Genomic DNA, 13,152 nt, shown 5'->3' on the forward strand with positions numbered 1-13,152 from the left:
TGTTGTTGTAGGAGGAACAGGAGAATTAGCATGAATCAGTTTTTACGAAGGAAATGTGAAAGCTGAAAAGTGAACTGACTGACAAGAAACAAAAGCGCGGCAGATAGTAAAGATAGGCGCTCTTAATGCAATAGCTGTTCGAGTGAGAAGGCATTCTATGCTACAATACGGAAGACATAGTTGATTCGAGAGGAGCAGCGTAGATGGGCGTTTCATTCGGGAGACCATATCAAGATATTTTGGAAGAATTGACGAACGCAATAGGACTGATTCCGGACGGGTATACCTTTTTCGAAATGACTGAGGAAGACTGGGCTGAGCTCGGACAAGCTGAACGCAAAGAAGTGCTGGAGGCACTCGCAGATGATGTGTTCTACGGTCTAGGGGAGGACCGGCTGCTGTTTATTGGAAGCGGCAGCGTACAGTATGATCCGCAGTTCCACACCATCGAGATTGTGGTAGAGAGCGATACAGTAGCTACGATTTCCCTCATCTAAAACTTTACAAAATACCGAAGAGCTGCCCGTACCGGGCAGCTCTTGTTGTTCCTGAATGAAAGAATTTGTTTTGCAAACCAGCATCATATTGGTGGTTTACTATACCGGAGCAGCTTCGGGCTGATACACCATGCAGTGGAATTCTCCCATTCCTTCTGGTGTAGGCCGTTCGTAAGTATCTGTAATGAAAAATCCGGCCTTTTGATAGGCACGAATTGCACGGTTGTTCCAGGTGAGCACCTCGAGGTCGATTTCATCCTCTGGATGACGTTGCGATGCATCGCCCACAATAGCTTGCACGAACGCAGCACCCATTCCCTTTCCAAGCAGATCGGGCCGCATGCCTAATCCTATGCGAGTAACTCCAACAAGCGGAAAATATTGCGCAAAGCCGATGAGCTCTTCGTTCCGATCCTTAACGGATACATATTGCTTGCGGCGAATATCGGGGTCGCCCATTTCAACGCCAAGCGCCTTCATCTGTTTCCACGGGAGGAATCCATACAATTGATAAGGCGGCTCGTATTTCCATGTGCAAATATCCTGTGCATCCTCCTCAGTCATCGGGTGAATACGAAATAATGGTTCTGGATGTGCAGGATGGTGATGGCCAGACATCGAATGATTATGGTTAGCAGATGCTGATGGATCATGAGGCGAACTCATTAGTCTGTTCTCCTCCTTCGGGCGATACAAGACTTATCGCGTGGATTTTCTCCCATTGTGACATGGGGAGAGGAGTTTGGCAAATGGTTGTCTTATCATCTGAGTGACAATGGTTTTTGTTGCATAGGCAAAAGATATTTTGATTCGGGAGGTAGGAACATGCAGGAGTATACGGTGATTATAACAGTGGAGGAAGCTGTGAAGCTGCTTGAAGAAGGGCAGGCGGCAGTAGCGGACTGCCGTTTTTGGTTAACTGAGCCGGAACGCGGACAGACAGCGTATGAGGAAGGGCATCTACCGGGGGCGTTTTATTTTGATTTGGATCGGGACTTGTCATCACCGCGTGAGGTACATGGCGGGCGTCACCCATTACCGGAAATAGGGGAATTGGCGCAGAAGCTTGGAGCGAGCGGCATTGATCGTTCCACGACCGTGATTGTCTATGATGACCAAGGTGGAGCCATGGCTAGCCGCCTGTGGTGGCTGCTGCAATATATCGGCCATGAAGGCTATGTCTATGTGATGGATGGTGGTTACAGTGCGTGGGTGGAAGCGGGACATCCTGTGTCGACAGAAGTTCCGGAGTCAGCACCGCTCAACTATAAACCGCAGGTTCGTCCGGAGATGGTGCTGCATGTGGACGATATTCGAGAGCGACTGGGACGGCCAGGTGTGGTCATGATTGATTCTCGCGAGCCCGACCGATATGCAGGACGCCTTGAGCCTATTGATGCAAAAGCAGGTCATATCCCGGGCGCAGTGAACCAATTCTGGCGGAATCGTCTTGACGAAGCGGGACACTGGCTGCCTTTAAAGACGCAACGCGAGCAGTGGAGGCCGGTCGTGCAGGGAGCGGAGGAAGTAATCGTCTATTGTGGATCGGGTGTGACAGCCTGCCCGAACTTATTATCCTTGTGGCAGACGGGAGTAAAGGGTGCGAAGCTGTATGCCGGCAGCTGGAGCGATTGGAGTTCCTATGATGATAATCCGATTGCGACGGGGGAAGAGTAAGCATCATTGCACTATTTCTTTATCTCTGGGGCATATGGCGACGGCGAAGTGAGTCAATCACAGGAAGAATAGGAGTAACCGGCATACGAAGCAGCGGTGGAGCAGAGCAGACAGCTCCACCGCTAAACGTATTGTGCCGCGCTGCCGAAGGCAGCTCGCTACGATAGACACGACAATCAGACCTTATGTATAAGACCGTCTCGAACCTTATTCAGGTGTGGGGGAAACGGCCAAATTGTTATATTGGACAGATGTTCGGTAAATAGGATTGCCGGAACGATTAGGCCTTGTTGGATAGCGTAGCGGCAGTATCCGATTCATAATCGCTCCAATTGCTGAGTTATGTCTTCACAGATGCGATGAGTTTGCAGTGACTTCTCTCCGCTGGATAGGAAATCGTTTCCGCTCTGAATACATTCGATGAAATGGTCTATCATGTCAACAAAACCGCGGCGATAGAGAGTTGAGATCCAATCGCCAAAAGTGGAGTGCTGTTCTGAATGATTTACATATGTTGTGGTGTGAACGCAATTCTGGACGACGATCTTCTGCTGACATCCCATGATTTCCAGTCGTTCTTCCGTGATTCCCGTCTGTCGGTTCATCATTCCGAGTCCGGTCGTCTTTTGGCTCATCAAATTGAGTACTAAGTAATGCAATAACCCATCCTCGACCTTGCCGTTAACCATGATCGTCTCTGGTTTGCCTACATAGTACAGCAGCGTGTCTACGACGTGAATGAAATCATCAAAAACCGTCTGTCGTACTAGTGAAACGGGGCCAATCCGATTTTTTTGCATGAAGGCTGTTTCGATTGTCGGAATTGTTTCTTTTGCATTTTTGTACATTGGCATAAACCGGCGGTTAAATCCGACCATAAGCTTCACTTTGTGCTGTTGAGCCAAAGAAACCATTTCCTCTGATTCATGTAACGAATAGGCGATGGGCTTATCTACAAATACATGAATTCCTGCAGCGATAAGTTGACGTAAAATATCGGCATGCGAATCTGTGGAAGTATGCACGAAAGCAGCATCGATGTTAGATGAAATTAATTCCTGTACAGTAGAGAACTGGTTGCGGATCCGGTATTGTCGCCCGACCTCATCCACCACTTCTTGATTGCGGCTGGCAATGGATAGTTCAATATCCGATCGCGTGCCTAGTATAGGCAAATATGCTTTACGTGCTATATCGCCAATACCGATCATGCCGATTTTCATGATAAATCCCCCTTCCCTTTCATAACTTGTGATTCCATATTATAAAATACAACATAGCCTATAGGTTTCAGGCTATATTTTAGTCTAAGCGCGCATGAAGCTACACAATTTTGTTCACGAGGAGTTCTACCTCATCCATCAAATCTGGCACCCACTCGTCTGAACCGGGAATCGTATCCGTTCCGCCATATACGAGCCATTTCAGCGTTTTAACAAGCCAGCATAACCCGCCGATGTTCACTTGCCATTTAAGCTGCTCCATAGAGCAATCCTGCTCCATCGCGCTATGAAAGGCGGACAGCATCTCTTCTCTAGGTACATGACTATATTCGCGTGCTTCATCAATGAGGCAATGCAAGTCGCCTAGATGGGGGCTAAGATACGAAATCGACCAGTCAATCGGCATAATCTGTGTTCCCTGAATGAGCAGGTTTTTCGCATGATAATCATGGTGAACGAGTGTAAGAGGCTGGGTGTGATACAGTCTCTCCAACTGTTGTGGGAATATGTCATGCAGCTTGCTAAGGGCAGAGTGGTCAGCTAGACGAGGTGAGCGAAGAAGATCTTTCGCATGCGTAAGGAAATCGACAGCCGTTTCTGTGTATTGATGAATGTGGCTAATTGGCATATTTTTTTCTATATTCATCGTGGCTGTATCTCGAATTCTTGCTAGTTGTCTTGCGGCTTCCAAAAATAGCTCAGGGCAGGGCTGCTGCTCCAAATTGTACTTCCCCGCGTCTTCCATAATCATAACTGCACTGCGTTCTGACTCATAAAAATCAAAAATGCGCGGGGCTACTATATGCAAAGGATTGACGAGACGACGGTAATTGGCTGCTTCTTGAGCCATTTCCTTGCCGCCCCATTTCAATATGCGAGTTTCCCCTGAACGTAAAGTAATACGGTATACCTCCGAGAGCGCCCACTCTCGTAAAAGAGCCCATTCGGTTACTTCAGCTAATAAAGGTATTTTGGTGCAATAGGCAGATACGCGTTCTGAAATCATATGCTTCCTCCTGAATGATGGGGTACAACCTTACACAGGAGAATTTTACACGAAAACCCAAAAAAATATAGACTTATAATGGCCGGGTTGATATGATGTTGAATAGGGTCTCGATACTTTTCGAGACCCATTTTTTGTTAATTGTGAGTCGGGAGATGAAGAGATGCAGGGCTATAATGTCATCATGGTTTACAATAAAGAACTCGACAAGTTGCTAATGTGCAAACGAGCAAAAGAGCCGTATAAAGGATTAAGCAACCTAGTAGGTGGAAAAATAGAGGCTGGCGAAACGGGAATGGAAAGTGCTTATCGGGAGCTGGCAGAAGAAACAAGTATTTCTCAGAAGGACATCACTCTGCATCATTTGATGGACTTTACGTATCATTATCAAAATTGTTATGTGGAAGTCTATGTAGGCAAGTTGAAGCATGACGTAATGATTCATGGCGATGAGAATGAGCTGTATTGGTCGGAATTAACCCATAATTTCTTCGATATGGCCTTGTATGCAGGAGAGGGCAATATTGGGCATATGATCGAACAGGTAAATATGTATAAGGACGAGGTTCTACGTGATTGATATGTGAAAAGACGAGGGTTTACGCTTTGTTTAGCGTGTTCTCTCGTCTTTTTGCAATCCATGAAGTGGGCTGCACTTATTCCTGCTCTCTATAAAACACTTTAGACTGAAGAATATCTAATGCCCGTTGTATGTCTTTCATGTCTTCTTCAGAAAAATCATCAATTCGCTTAAAAAAACGCTCGCCAATCCGCCAAAAGGCCTCGTCCATCATCTTTTGTCCAGTCTCCGAAAGCCGAATCAACTGCTTGCGTCTGTCATCTGCAGCTTCGAATTTTTCACATAGATGCTTCTCCGTTAATTTCTTGAGCTCACGACTTGTGTTCGGCATAGACATATGCATGCAGTCACTAATTTGGCTCAGGGTAAGGGGTTGGCTAACCGCAATATACTCCAAAATACGATATTGAACGGGCGTAATATCGTCTGGCTTAATGTCCCTCGTTAATTCATGCGTCACTTCGTGCACGGAGGTTGTAAAGCTCACGAACTGATGAAAAAGTTCTTTCTTGTCCACAACATTCACCTCTTACCTGAACACAATAGCAAATTAATTGTCAATACACAATTATCATTTGACAACTAAATTGGCGAGTGTTACTGTTTTGTTATCAAATGATAATTAAACTAAATTGGTGGTGGGAAGATGAATGTATTAATCGTATACACACATCCGAATCATAACAGTCTGAACTACGCCTTTTTACAACAGGTCATACAAGGATGCAAGGAGAACGAGAACATTGAGGAGATTCAAGTTCTCGATTTATATGAGGAGAGCTTCGATCCGGTACTGGTGTTTCACAAAACAAAGCGGAGGAGAGATATGCATCTCGATCCAAGCCTAGAGAAGTATCGGGAGCAAATTCGCAAAGCCGATAAATTGGTATTCGTGTATCCGATTTGGTGGCTGCGTCCCCCCGCAATGCTGCTCGGATACTTTGATCAATTATTTGCTTCCGATTTTGCATACCGAGATCATGGTGGATTGCTGCCGGAAGGTCTGCTGAAAGGGAAATCTGTTGTCTGCATATCCACCATGAAAGGCCCGGCCCTGTATCCGTTTTTCTGGTATCGCAATGTACATAAAGTGTTGATGAAAAGGGCTTTGTTTCAGTATGTAGGCATTAAAGATGTGAAGTTTTTTGAATTTGGAAGTATGGAAAGTTCGAAAGGCAAGCAGGGTAGAAAAATGAATAAGATTTACCATTATTTTAAATTAATGTCTCGATAAGTGGCTGAGTATGGTTCATATTGTTGCGGATAACGAATAAATTAGTAAGTTTTGAATGTCCCTATACAGTGGACTGTAATGTGAAAATTAACCCGCTGTAAATTATAAATGAGGAGGTTCAATTCTTATGAGATCGCTTGAATTGTTGTCAGTCGTGATGAATATTCTATTGCTTGGCTGGCTGATATTTGCAAGGAACAAAACGAATCGGATGCTGTTCATTGGTTTCGACATATCTGCGTTATTGGTGCTCATACATGGGTTCGTCGAAGGAATGCGGTGGCAGATGATTCCGGTCTACGTGATAACGTTTCTTCCGATCTGTATCCTTGCAGCAAGGTATCTGCTCAAGTCTGAGGGGGTTGTAGGAAAGCGGTCCGTAATTAGGCAAATTGTTATGATAACACTGGCAGTGCTATATTCTTATTTCGCAGTGTCTCTTCCCCTTTGGTACCCGGTGTTTACCTTTGAGAAGCCTACAGGCCCGTACAAGATTGGGACAGTGACATATGATTGGAAGGATGACCAGCGAGAGGAAACGATTAAACCCAAATCAGGCGATAAGCGCGAACTGATGGTACAAATTTGGTATCCGGCTAGTTCGACTGCAAAGGGGAAAACAGCTCCCTATGTACCTGCTTCGGATGTTTTCGAAAATGCGTACAGTCAAAACTTTGATATGCATAAAATGTTATTCACAAGTATGAAATACGTTAAAACGCACGCGATCGAAAATGCGGAAATATCCGATAAAGAAGCGACATATCCAGTACTTCTGTTTTCTCACGGCATGGGTGGGCATAAAAGCCATAATACTTTTCAGATTGAACAATTGGTCAGCTATGGGTATATCGTTGTGGGCATCGATCACACGTATAATAGCATTGCATCGGTGTTCGATGACGGCCGCGTTGCGAATTTTATTCCCCAGGATCCGTCAGTTGGGCACTTGGATGAATTGAATAAGGTATGGGTGGATGACGCCAAATTTGTGCTCAATCAAGTGGAGAAGCTGGCGAATGGTGATCCAGACCATCGCTTTACAGGAAGAATGGATATGAAAAATGTCGGTATGTTCGGTCATTCCTATGGTGGAGCAACCAGTGTTCAAATGCTGATGTCTGACGCTAGAATTAAGGCAGCAATTAATTTGGACGGGGGCTTATTTGGTCAGCTTCGGATTCCGGAAGGCGGGGTGAAGAAGCCGTTGTTGATGATGAGTGCGGATAGAACGCTTGCCGGTGCAAACCAAATAGCCGCTGCTGAAGGTACAACGAGAAAAGTTTTAAACAAGTACTTTGGTGACATATTTGAACGTTATAAGCATGTTGCAGAGGGAGGAAACTACTGGATGAAAATAAAAAACATGGATCATTTAGCCTTCTGTGACATGTATTTGATATCGCCTTTACTCGAAAATACAGTAGGGGTTAATCTGCGTCCTGCACATCGTCTCATTAACGAGTATTCGCTCGATTTTTTTAACCATTACTTAAAGGGACGACCATTTGAGAAGTTGGAACAGAGTATCGGAGACAATCCGGAGTTTTCATTGGAGAAGGGATAAGACTGATTGAATCAGCACGCATTAAAGACACTACATTTCATTAATTTACCAAATATAAGGTTCATGATATAATCCATGACTAGGAAGGGAATGAGAACCATGTAATCGCTAACAGTAATAGGGTTGATTTATGCTCAAGATCTCCGCCCTCGTATGAGGAAATGAGTGGACAGCATCTAATGAGGAGGAGCGAGTATGGTATATCATATTTGGGAAGGGAAAAGGGTCAGATTGCGATCCATTGTCGCCAGCGATTGGGAGAATTTCCACGCCAATGATTATGATACGGAGATTGCCCGATTATGCGATGAGGTTCATTTTCCCAGATCCGAAGAAGGTGCTCGATTATGGACGGAACAGCGGGCGGCTGCAGCGCCGGAAGGCGATCAGTTTCGGTTTGCCATTGAAACGCTTGCGGGTGAAATGGTGGGCGGAATGAACGCGCATGGCGTGGATAAGCGAAATGGCACATTCAAATATGGCGTGTCGATATTCCGAGAGCATTGGCGCAAGGGTTATGCTTCGGATGCGATTCAGGTATTGCTGCGCTACTATTTCGAAGAACTGCGTTATCACAAGGTGACTGCGCATGTATATGCATATAATGAAGCATCAATTTCAATGCATGAGCGTCTAGGGTTCCGGCAGGAAGGAAGACTGAGAGATATGGTCTTTACGAAGGGGCAATACTACGATGAGCTCATTTTTGGCTTAGTTCGTAGTGAATACGATGCCCTGCAAAAGTGAGTTGATCAATTTGTATGAACGATTCCTTATAAATAGGGAAGCCATAGAGTGTCCGCCTGTTAAAGGCAGAGCTCCATGGCTTTTTTGTGTTTGGAAAGCAATCGCGTATATCTAGGGGCAGCCTATCGGCAAGCTTCCGCAAGAGTACGGGCAATTACTTCGCTGTCTGCCTCTCTGTATACATACACGTGATCATGAGGCTGAGGGATATCAGCCCATCCTTTTTCAATGGCTAGTTTGTAAAAATGGACTGCTCGTTCCTGTTCACCGGTCAGATAGAACATGCAGGCTGCATTCCAATACAATGCCGCATCGCCGCCCCAGTCCCAGCCTTGATCCAACGCTTGCGAATAGCTCCATGCAGAACGGGCATAATCCTTGCTTACGTCATATCGTTCATCGCCGTGCATGTAATGGTTGCCGTTAACGAGGAGATTGTTCAGCGGGAGGTTCCAACCGAACAGAACCGGGAAATCAGCAAGCTGCTTAAATCCGACGGATAAAGCTGTGCGCTGCGACCCGATATTGCTCGACCAGCATTGCCATCCGACGCGGGTAATGCCGCGCTGCTTGGCCAGCAAGAGCGTTCCGGATACCGTCTTGCGCGCCCAGCCTTGATTGCGGTATCCTTCATCCGTTTCGATACCCAACTCGCATTCGTTCCCGACGACCCAATCGGTCAGGCACCAGCTTATTATGGCCGGCCCGTCGCCCGTGTGCTGGACAGCCACGCATCCAAAGCCGTTTCCCTCGAAAGCTTCCAGTGAAGGCCAGACCTCTAAGATTTCATCGATGAGCTCTTCGGCCCCTGTCAGATTCTCCTGCTTGAGTAAACTGAGGGTAAGCGGCATTACGCGATCATCCATAATATGATCCAAGCTGCGTGGATCACACGTGAATGTCATGCGGCCGCTTCGCATAGGCAGGATATCCTTCATAACCAACTCCAGTGCTGCTTGCCATACATCGTCATCGCTAGGATAAAACAATACATAGTCAAGCTCTCCGTCAGAAGCAAGGCTTGGCAGCAGTTCTTTAGCAAGCAATTGATTGATTTCCCACAAAAACGGATGAGCTCCCTCGCACGAGGCTGTAGGATTTCCTCCCAGAAAAATCATCCCCTGCGGACTCGTTAATAACGCCAGTTTACCGTCATGGGCAAGGAATACACGGCCAGCTACAACGCCTGAAAGTACGCCTTTCACCGATAAATGCTGCGGGAATGAGTGAATAAGTTCCGCCGCTTGGCGGAACTCCTCGTTAGCAAGCTCTCTGCCATGAGCCATTTGCTGTGAATATACCATATTGGTTGGCCTCCCATACACATATGAGAGGATTCATAGAATCGATACTAGAAATCCATACCTCTCACATGCGCTTTGATTAGTTTGTTCGTAATCAAACATCATCACTCCTTTAACTTGTAGGATAAGGTTGCACGAAGGTGGTATTCATAGATGTCACGGCTTATTATGGTGCAAACAGGAAAAATATTCAAGGTATTTGTTGTGGCAAGAGGTTGGTAGTTAAAGATGAGTAAGCTGCGATAGGTATAAGGTGGCAGGTAAAAATGGAGAAATGAGATGACTGTAAAATAAGTAAATAGGCTGCAGATCATTGATCTGCAGCCTTGTAGTTCGAATTGTCCTTTGATTGCTCTATAGAACAAGAAAGGAATGATATATTAAATAAATAAATTAATGCCCGATTGATCAGCCTTGCCTAGATAGTAGCCTACACCGCCGATGATAACGCCATCGATTAGCTCCTCATGGGCGATGCCCATGACATCCATCGACATCTGACAGGCAACGATTTCGACACCCTGCTGGATTGCAGATTCAATCAACTCTTCTAGCGAGGATACATTGTTATTGTTCATCACCGAGCGAATCATTTTCGGTCCGATGCCCATCATGTTCATCTTCGACAAGCCCAGCTTCTGGCTCCCTCGCGGCATCATAGCACCGAACATTCTACCGATAAAGCTTTTGTTAACGGGAATCTTGTCCGGCTTGCGCAAAATATTCAGACCCCAAAACGTGAAGAACAATGTCACTTTCTTTCCTGAAGCGGCTGCCCCGTTCGCAATAATGAAGGAGGCGATGGCCTTATCGAGATCGCCGCTGAACACGATCATGGTACTGCGATCTGAGGACACACTGCGTGTGTCTGCCAGTTGCGGCTCCTTTGCAGAGGATGTAGGCGGCAGCTTGCGAATATGGGCTTCAATCGTCCCATCCGTGTGTTTCTGAACATGCAGCAGCTCCTGCTTGCTCATACCTGCCCAAGCTTGGATATCCTCATAGAAGCCGGGATCGGATGCATTTACTTTCAACACTTGACCTTCCTGCATCACATCCATCTGCTGCTTCACTTGCATGAGTGGACCTGGGCAGCATAAACCACATGCGTCCAGGGTGCGATCGAAGGAGTACTGTGCATCTTTCTGTTCATTGCTTTCTTTTACTGGACTCACCGCCGTGTCTTGGTCAGGCCTGGCAGGCGGCGTAATCTGACCGGGGGTATATTGTGTATGCTGATATGTCTTATATCCACCCGTTAAGTTCTTCACTTTGAAGCCATGCTGACTTAGGATACGTGACGCTGTATAACCGCGCAGACCAACTTGGCAGTAGACCCAGATTTCTTTCTCCCGATCGAGCTCGTGCAGACGGCTTCTCAGCTCATCCACGGGAATAGACAGCGAGTCAGGAATATGACCATTCTGATGCTCCATATCCGTACGTACGTCAACAAGCATTGTAGTGTGTGGATTGCGCTGTTCCAGATCGGCAGGCGTAAACACGTCTACAGCGCCTGTCCGTATATTCTCAGCTGTGTACCCGGCCATATTCACGGGATCTTTAGCGGAAGAATACGGTGGTGCATAGGACAATTCGAGCTCCGTAAGATCAGTAACGGTACCGCCTAAGCGTATAACCGTAGCAATGACGTCCATCCGTTTGTCTACGCCGTCATAGCCGACAATTTGGCTTCCGAGCACGATGCCTTTCTCATTAAAAATAAGCTTGATTGTCATTGGCTTGGCACCCGGATAGTACCCGGCATGGGAATTCGGATGTACATAAGTAACCTTGTATGGCAACTCTAATCGTTGCAATGTTTTTTCGTTATTCCCTGTTGCAGCACCGGTTAATCCGAATACCTTCAGGATGGATGTGCCTTGCGAACCTTTATAGGAAGTGCCAAGTCCGCTTACATTGTCTGCTGCGATGCGCCCTTGCTTGTTGGCTGGCCCTGCAAGCGGGATCGCTGTTTTTGTCCCATTTACGAAATCGACAACCTCAACTGCGTCTCCTACGGCATAAACATCTTCTACATTGGTTTGCAAGTGATCATTTACGATAATGTGACCACGTGGCCCCAGCTCAATGCCGCTATTTCGAATAAAGCCCGTGTCCGGTGCTACCCCGATTGCGAGAATGACCATATCGCTTGCGAGCACTTTGCCGCTGGCCAGCTGTGTTTCTATTCCGCCGTTCGTATCACGGAACGATTGCACACGGTCATTTACAATGAGAGATGTACCGTGCTGCTCCATCTCCTTAGATAGAATTCCTGCCATTTCTGCGTCAAATGGAGCAAGAATGGCTGATCCAGCCTCCACTAACGTGACATCCAGCCCAATTTCGCACAAATTCTCGGCCATCTCCACCCCGATGAATCCACCGCCAATGACGACAGCAGAGCGGGTGCCATCTTCCATCACGCGCGTCTTCACGCGATCCGTATCAGGAATATTACGAAGCGTATAAATTCGTTTACTCTCAATACCTGGAAGCGGTGGACGTACCGGCTTCGCACCGGGGGACAGAATCAGGGAATCATACGATTCCTCGTATTCCCCTTTCTCTTTGCTGCGTACCCGTACCTTTTTCGCTTGCGTATCAATGCCGATGACTTCGCTGTGCACGCGCACATCGATATTGAATCGGCGGTGCATAGCTTCTGGTGTCTGCACGAACAGCTTGTTGCGATCTTGAATGGTATCTCCGATATAGTAGGGAAGCCCGCAGTTAGCGAACGATACATAAGCATCCCTTTCAAACATGACGATGTGGGCATCCTCATCCAGTCTGCGCAGACGTGCTGCGGCAGAAGCCCCTCCAGCTACTCCTCCAACGATCAGTACCTTTTTGCTCATGATGTCTCCTCCCCGAAAAATGCTTTAACGAGCTGTTTTACCTTCTCGTTCTCTACCTGATAGTTCACTTCTAGGCCGTTGCGATGTGCGGTTACAATCCCCATGCTGCGCAGCTTCTGCAGGTGTTGGGATACCGTGGATTGCGGCAAGCCAAGGCAGTCCTGCATGAAGGATACATTGCAGCTCCCTTTATCCAGCAGCCCCTTCACGATACAGAGGCGAACAGGATGTGCCAGAGCCTTTAGCAGCTCGGCAGTATCATTAAAACGTTCATAGTCATTATTCATATCATGTCTCCTTTAGCGTTTCTAGGAAAGTGAATAGATAGAATGGCTCATTATCTGCAAGAAGGTGTTGCAGTAAATAAATCGTTATATCGTTATATTACGATATTAATATATAATGAAAATAAAATCAACATAAGGATGAAACTAATAACTGGAATCGGAGGCG

13 protein-coding genes are annotated in these 13,152 nt (G+C 46.5%); 6 read left to right on the forward strand and 7 right to left on the reverse strand.

Going from position 1 to position 13,152, the window contains the following annotated elements; all coding sequences use genetic code 11:
- Positions 1 to 203: 203 nt before the first annotated feature.
- Entirely contained in the window at positions 204 to 497 is a 294-nt protein-coding gene (locus tag ACQ5BJ_RS24820) for a hypothetical protein (protein WP_005545627.1), read from the forward strand.
- Positions 498 to 596: 99 nt separating this feature from the next.
- Here ACQ5BJ_RS24820 and ACQ5BJ_RS24825 read toward each other — a convergent pair whose 3' ends face one another.
- Positions 597 to 1,115, reverse strand: coding sequence for a GNAT family N-acetyltransferase (locus ACQ5BJ_RS24825; RefSeq protein WP_051135105.1), 519 nt, complete (start codon positions 1,113 to 1,115; stop codon positions 597 to 599).
- Between the two features lie 207 nt (positions 1,116 to 1,322).
- Here ACQ5BJ_RS24825 and ACQ5BJ_RS24830 point away from each other — a divergent pair, with 207 nt between their 5' ends.
- Complete coding sequence (locus ACQ5BJ_RS24830) at positions 1,323 to 2,174, forward strand: sulfurtransferase (RefSeq protein WP_430112834.1); 852 nt, start codon at positions 1,323 to 1,325, stop codon at positions 2,172 to 2,174.
- 317 nt (positions 2,175 to 2,491) lie between these two features.
- Here the strand turns inward: ACQ5BJ_RS24830 and ACQ5BJ_RS24835 are convergent, their stop codons facing one another.
- Both ACQ5BJ_RS24835 and ACQ5BJ_RS24840 read right to left on the reverse strand, forming a co-directional pair.
- A complete protein-coding gene (locus tag ACQ5BJ_RS24835) occupies positions 2,492 to 3,397 on the reverse strand; it encodes a Gfo/Idh/MocA family protein (protein WP_268622670.1) in 906 nt (301 codons plus the stop codon).
- Between the two features lie 100 nt (positions 3,398 to 3,497).
- Entirely contained in the window at positions 3,498 to 4,403 is a 906-nt protein-coding gene (locus tag ACQ5BJ_RS24840; protein WP_289356794.1) for a phosphotransferase, read from the reverse strand.
- Positions 4,404 to 4,566: 163 nt separating this feature from the next.
- Between ACQ5BJ_RS24840 and ACQ5BJ_RS24845 the strand changes: the two genes are divergently transcribed.
- Positions 4,567 to 4,983: an NUDIX hydrolase gene (locus tag ACQ5BJ_RS24845; protein ID WP_005545644.1), complete on the forward strand. Its 417-nt coding sequence runs from the start codon at positions 4,567 to 4,569 to the stop codon at positions 4,981 to 4,983.
- Positions 4,984 to 5,059: 76 nt separating this feature from the next.
- Here the strand turns inward: ACQ5BJ_RS24845 and ACQ5BJ_RS24850 are convergent, their stop codons facing one another.
- Entirely contained in the window at positions 5,060 to 5,500 is a 441-nt protein-coding gene (locus ACQ5BJ_RS24850) for a MarR family winged helix-turn-helix transcriptional regulator (RefSeq protein ID WP_005545645.1), read from the reverse strand.
- Between the two features lie 129 nt (positions 5,501 to 5,629).
- Between ACQ5BJ_RS24850 and ACQ5BJ_RS24855 the strand changes: the two genes are divergently transcribed.
- The 3 genes from ACQ5BJ_RS24855 (at position 5,630) to ACQ5BJ_RS24865 (ending at position 8,531) form a co-directional block, all read left to right on the forward strand.
- The gene (locus ACQ5BJ_RS24855) at positions 5,630 to 6,217 is read left to right on the forward strand and encodes an NAD(P)H-dependent oxidoreductase (protein ID WP_005545647.1); all 588 of its coding nucleotides are present in this window, start codon (positions 5,630 to 5,632) and stop codon (positions 6,215 to 6,217) included.
- A 127-nt stretch (positions 6,218 to 6,344) separates the two neighbouring features.
- Positions 6,345 to 7,784, forward strand: a complete 1,440-nt coding sequence (locus tag ACQ5BJ_RS24860) for an alpha/beta hydrolase family protein (RefSeq protein WP_430112838.1) — start codon at positions 6,345 to 6,347, stop codon at positions 7,782 to 7,784.
- Between the two features lie 195 nt (positions 7,785 to 7,979).
- On the forward strand, positions 7,980 to 8,531 hold the full coding sequence (locus ACQ5BJ_RS24865) for a GNAT family N-acetyltransferase (protein ID WP_005545650.1): 552 nt from the start codon (positions 7,980 to 7,982) through the stop codon (positions 8,529 to 8,531).
- A gap of 122 nt (positions 8,532 to 8,653) precedes the next feature.
- Here the strand turns inward: ACQ5BJ_RS24865 and ACQ5BJ_RS24870 are convergent, their stop codons facing one another.
- The 3 genes from ACQ5BJ_RS24870 to ACQ5BJ_RS24880 all read right to left on the reverse strand — a co-directional run bounded on the left by ACQ5BJ_RS24870 (position 8,654) and on the right by ACQ5BJ_RS24880 (position 12,986).
- Complete coding sequence (locus ACQ5BJ_RS24870) at positions 8,654 to 9,835, reverse strand: GNAT family N-acetyltransferase (RefSeq protein WP_430112842.1); 1,182 nt, start codon at positions 9,833 to 9,835, stop codon at positions 8,654 to 8,656.
- A gap of 380 nt (positions 9,836 to 10,215) precedes the next feature.
- Positions 10,216 to 12,699: a DsrE/DsrF/DrsH-like family protein gene (locus tag ACQ5BJ_RS24875; RefSeq protein ID WP_430112845.1), complete on the reverse strand. Its 2,484-nt coding sequence runs from the start codon at positions 12,697 to 12,699 to the stop codon at positions 10,216 to 10,218.
- Positions 12,696 to 12,986, reverse strand: a complete 291-nt coding sequence (locus ACQ5BJ_RS24880; RefSeq protein ID WP_005545657.1) for an ArsR/SmtB family transcription factor — start codon at positions 12,984 to 12,986, stop codon at positions 12,696 to 12,698. Before ACQ5BJ_RS24880 ends, ACQ5BJ_RS24875 begins: the two co-directional genes overlap by 4 nt.
- Positions 12,987 to 13,152 lie beyond the last annotated feature (166 nt).

Source organism: Paenibacillus sp. B1-35 (assembly GCF_050474385.1).
Classification (GTDB): domain Bacteria; phylum Bacillota; class Bacilli; order Paenibacillales; family Paenibacillaceae; genus Paenibacillus_B; species Paenibacillus_B alvei.